This is a genomic window from Streptomyces sp. SID3343, from assembly GCF_009865215.1.
GTDB lineage: Bacteria > Actinomycetota > Actinomycetes > Streptomycetales > Streptomycetaceae > Embleya.
In genome coordinates this window covers 1-4701 of the sequence record NZ_WWJX01000018.1, presented here as the reverse complement: position 1 = coordinate 4701, position 4701 = coordinate 1, and the positions used below count along the sequence as shown (strand labels likewise).

The 4701-nt window shown below is 67.0% G+C and carries 4 protein-coding genes and 1 pseudogene; 4 read left to right on the top strand and 1 reads right to left on the bottom strand.

Annotation, left to right across the window (positions count from 1 at the left end; genetic code table 11):
- Positions 1-179 precede the first annotated feature (179 nt).
- Positions 180-1816 (top strand): annotated as a pseudogene (istA, locus tag GT354_RS00715) (IS21 family transposase).
- Positions 1813-2610 (top strand): IS21-like element helper ATPase IstB, encoded by a 798-nt coding sequence (gene istB, locus GT354_RS00710; protein ID WP_161354171.1) that lies wholly within the window; start codon positions 1813-1815, stop codon positions 2608-2610. The pseudogene istA and the gene istB overlap by 4 nt, the downstream one beginning before the upstream one ends.
- 115 nt (positions 2611-2725) lie before the next feature.
- On the opposite strand, the gene GT354_RS00705 is transcribed toward istB, so the two are convergent.
- A complete protein-coding gene (locus GT354_RS00705) occupies positions 2726-3214 on the bottom strand; it encodes a DUF4265 domain-containing protein (protein WP_161354170.1) in 489 nt (162 codons plus the stop codon).
- 369 nt (positions 3215-3583) lie between these two features.
- Here GT354_RS00705 and GT354_RS00700 point away from each other — a divergent pair, with 369 nt between their 5' ends.
- Together GT354_RS00700 and GT354_RS00695 are read left to right on the top strand one after the other, a co-directional pair.
- Positions 3584-3955, top strand: coding sequence for a MerR family transcriptional regulator (locus tag GT354_RS00700; protein WP_346011768.1), 372 nt, complete (start codon positions 3584-3586; stop codon positions 3953-3955).
- A 52-nt stretch (positions 3956-4007) separates the two neighbouring features.
- Positions 4008-4340, top strand: a complete 333-nt coding sequence (locus tag GT354_RS00695) for an NIPSNAP family protein (RefSeq protein ID WP_161354169.1) — start codon at positions 4008-4010, stop codon at positions 4338-4340.
- Positions 4341-4701 lie beyond the last annotated feature (361 nt).

Below are 4701 nucleotides of genomic sequence, written 5' to 3'. Positions count from 1 at the left end.
CTGGAACTCACGTCACCGGCACTGCGCGCCCTTCCCGAAAGAAGCCGCCTGGCCCCGAACCCGTGACGCACAGTCAGACTCCACAAAACCTGGGCCAGAACCCGAGTTTTGACAGCACTGGGGTACTTGCCAGGGCAGCATCGGGATGCTCCTGGTGAAAGGTCCTGGTCATGCCGCAGATGTCCAAGGTCGAGTTGTACGCAGCGATCCGGCGTGATCACCGTGCTGGCATGAAGATGCGCGAGCTTGAGCGCAAGTACAACGTGTCGTGGCGGACGGTGAAGAAGGCCGTGGACTCGGTCTGGCCGGAGCCGCGGAAGAAGCCGCCACCGCGGCGGACCGGTCTGGACCCGTACAAGCCGGCGATCGACGAGATGCTGCGGACGGACCTCGACGCGCCGCGCAAGCAGCGTCACACGATCACACGGATCTTCCACCGGCTCGTCGAGGAGCACGGTGCCGATGTGTCCTACCAGATGGTCCGGCGCTACGTCTGCGACCGGAAGCCGGAGATTCTCGCGGCCTCGGGCAAGGCCCCGGCGGAAGTGTTCGTGCCGCAGACTCATCTGCCCGGTCACGAGGCGGAGGTCGACTTCGGCGATGTGACCGTGCGCCTGGCGGGCGAGCTGGTGACCTGCTATTTGTTCTCGCTCCGCCTGTCCTACTCGGGCAAGGCCGTTCACCGGGTCTTCGCCTCCTGCGGCCAGGAGGCCTTCTTCGAAGGGCACGTGCACGCGCTTCGCACGTTGGGTGGCGTCCCGCGAAGCAAGATCCGTTACGACAACCTGAAGTCGGCCGTCGCCCAGGTGCTGGGGCTGAGCCGGGCGAGGGTGGAGACCGACCGGTGGATCGCCTTCCGTTCACACTTCAACATCGAGAGTTTCTACTGCCGGCCGGGTATCGAAGGCGCCCACGAGAAGGGTGGAGTCGAAGGGATGATCGGCTACTTCCGCCGCAACCACTTCACACCGGTCCCGGAAGTCGACTCGCTCGCCGAGCTGAACGAGATGGTCGAACAGTGGGACCTGCACGACGGGCACCGTCGGATCGGTTCGCGGCCACGGACCGTCGACGAGTACTTCGCCATCGAGCAGCCGTTGTTGACGCCGTTGCCGGAGGAGCCGTTCGAGACGGGCCGGCTGTTCACGCCGCGAGTCGACCGCTACAGCCAGATCGCCGTCCGCACCAACCGCTACTCGGTCCCGACCCGCCTGATCGCAAGCGGGTGCGAGTAGTCCTGCACGCCTCTCACCTGGTGGTCTACGAAAAGAACGTCGATGTGGCCCGGCACGAGAGGTTGATCGCGAAGGGCGGCTGCCGTCTGGACCTGGACCACTACCTCGAAGCCCTCATCCGCAAGCCGGGCGCCTTCCCGGGTGCCACGGCCCTGGAACAGGCCCGGTCAGCCGGAAAGTTCACCCCGGTCCACGACGCCTGGTGGGCGCAGGCCCGCAAGGTTCACGGTGAGAGGGACGGCACCCGGGCGTTGATCGAAGTCCTGCTGCTGAACCGGTACCTCCCCCACGAGCACGTGGTCGCGGGCCTGGCCACCGCGCTGCGGGCCGGCGCCCTGACCTCCGACGCTGTCGCCCTGGAAGCGCGCAAGGCCGCCCAGGCGGAGGACGAGCCGATCGGCGGGGCGTCCATGCCGGCGGTTCCCGGGCAGACGCCGGCCGGCGTCACGTCGCTGCACGAGTGGCGGCTCGCACATCTGCCGCCGGACACCAGGCCGCTGCCGTCGGTGACCCTCTACGACCAACTGCTCCGACGCCGCCGCGCCAGTGGCAGCGAACACCGTGAGGGAGAGGCACAGTGACTCTGCCCCGCCAGCGAAACTTGACCGAGCAGGCCGCCGACGCCGCAATCGACAACGCCTGCCGCCTGTTGCGGCTGCCCTCGATCCGCAACGAGTTCTCCGACATCGCCGACGGGGCGATCAAGGAACAGATGACCTACCGCGGCTTCCTCGCCGAACTGTTGATGATCGAGTGCGACGACCGGGGCCGACGCCGTTCCGAACGGCGGATCAGGGCGGCGGGCTTCCCGCGGGAGAAGTCCCTGCGGGCCTTCGACTTCGAGGCCAACCCGAACATCGACGCGGCCACCATCCATACCCTCGCCAGCTGCGAATGGATCAAGAAGAGCCAGCCACTCTGCCTGATCGGCGACTCCGGCACCGGCAAGTCCCACATGCTCATCGCCCTGGGCACCGAAGCGGCGATGAAGGGCTACCGCGTCCGCTACACGCTCGCCACGAAGCTGGTGAACGAACTGGTCGAGGCCGCCGACGAGAAGCAGCTCAACAAGACCATCGCCCGCTACGGCCGCGTCGATCTCCTCTGCGTCGACGAGCTCGGCTACATGGAACTGGACCGCCACGGCGCCGAACTCCTCTTCCAGGTGCTGACCGAACGCGAGGAGAAGAACAGCGTCGCCATCGCCTCCAACGAGTCCTTCGGCTGCTGGACCAAGACATTCACGGACCCCCGGCTTTGCGCGGCCATCGTCGACCGCCTCACCTTCAACGGCACCATCATCGAAACCGGCACCGACTCCTACCGCCTCGCCAGCACCCGCGCACGAGCCGAGGGACGTGCCGAAACCGGGTGACCCACCGCCCTGTCGACACGCCGGCCCTGCCACCCACGTGGGTGGCAGGGCCGGCGATCGCCCTTCGAGGGCGAGTAGCGGTGATACGTCACCACCAATCGACCTCGATTGGCCATCAGATCGTGGCTGCCTCCCACGCGTCGCCCACACAGCTCTCCTCGAAGTCCCACCACTCTTCGATCGCGCCCCGCGCCAACAACTCCCGGACCGGCCCGAAGTCCGCGTTCGCCGGCACGCCGAGTGCCACGAGCCCGAAACGCTCGACCCCCTCACCGGAGACCCCCAACGGCCCGAACAGGTCGAGCACGGCCTGCATATCACCCCGCAGGGCCCCGTCCCGGAACGGAATCACACGCACAGTGCAGTTTCCCGACCAGCGCAGCCGTTCCCGAAAGTGCAGGCGCCCGTCCTCGGAGTCGACCCGGGTGCGCACGATGTCACCGAGCGCGAGGTCGCGCACGAAGAACGGCACGTTGTCGATCCGAACCAGTCCCTCGCCGACGTCGACCGCCCAAAGGCTCTCGACACCGACCGGCGGCCAACCGTCCTCGTCCCGGTCAAGGGCGAACCACACCTTCACCGGAACACCCGCACGATCACTCATCGCACCAGCATGTCGAACCCGAGTTTCTGTTCACCGACCAGGGCGGTCCGCTTCGGGCCGAAGCCGCTGACCGCCCACACAACGGGACCTCGGTGACGTCATTTCACGTGAACATCGACGCCACCGAGCCTCATCCACCGCAGCCCAAAACAATGAACAAACGCTGCTCTCGGAAGTGAACGAAGCCACCCGACGGCACCGGTCGAGGGAGGGCTAGAGTTCACTATGCGTTCCGATGCCTCGAATGACCCGTCCGGTGATGGCGCCGCAGCGTCGCAGAGGGTCGTCTCGCCGCGCGGGGGCAGGCCGGCGCACAGCCTCGAATCGACCTCCGAGTCCAGCCCCCAGGGGAACCCCGATTCGAACCTCGTGTCGCTGTCGATCAGTGAACTCGCCCACCGGTGCCACGTGAGCACGCGATCACTGCGGTACTACGAGGAGCAAGGTCTCCTGCTCCCGTCGCGCAACGCCGTGGGGCACCGCAGGTACCAGGCCAAAGACGCCGACTGTGTCGGGTTCATCCAGCGTCTGTACGGCGCGGGCCTGCCGAGCGACCTGATCCTTACGGTGGTCCGGGAGTGGAAACTCCCCGACTCCGCGCCGCGGGTCGAGGCTCTACTGCGTACGCGGCACGCCGAACTCTCACGTGAAGCGGAAGAACTGCACGCCAAGCTGACCGGCCTGGAAGCCGTACTGAACGCGGTGACCGACAACACTGACTTGCCCTTCACACCTGTGTGAACGTCTACCTTCCTGGGGAAGCCCCGACGGGCCCCGCAGGAAAGGCAGACAGATGAGCAGCTACATGCTGGCGCAGCTCCGGCTCAAGTACGGTTTCGCGAATCTGGCGCGCTACGAAGCCGCCATGGTGACCATCCGCGAACTCTTCGAATCGCAGGGCATCGCGCTGGTCGCGGGCACCGTGACGCAGGTCGGGCCGCTGTACGAGGCATTCAACCTGTGGGAGATCGAGGACCAGGGCCACTTGGAGCGCGCACTCGGTGCCATGACGCTCGGCGATCCGCGCGCCCTGGAGGCCATGGCCGAGCTGGACGCCACGGTGGAACACGAGCAGACGCGCTTTCTCGGATCACTCGCGTTCGCCGGGGGCCCGAACACCGCGTGAGGCTTCCGGGCAGCGGGCAGCGGGCAGCGGGCAGCGGGAAGCGACCAAGCAGCCGCTCCGACCGCTCAGGAGCCCGCACACGGTTCCGGTCGTCCCTCCCTCATCTTTGAGTCAGTCGATTGCTTCGTGAGGGTTTCGAAGATTCACTGATCCCGCAGGAGCTGCCGCCCCGGCACCGTCGATCCGGCACACGGACCTCCGGCTCGCCGGGGACGTCGTTGCACTCGATGCACTCGATGCACTCGATGCGCCCCCTGTACCCAGGGGGACTCGGTGGCGAGGCCGAGCCCGAGGTTGCGGGATGCCCCGACGACGAGAGCGGTCCCCGCGCTCACGCGCTCACGCGCTCACGCGCTCACGC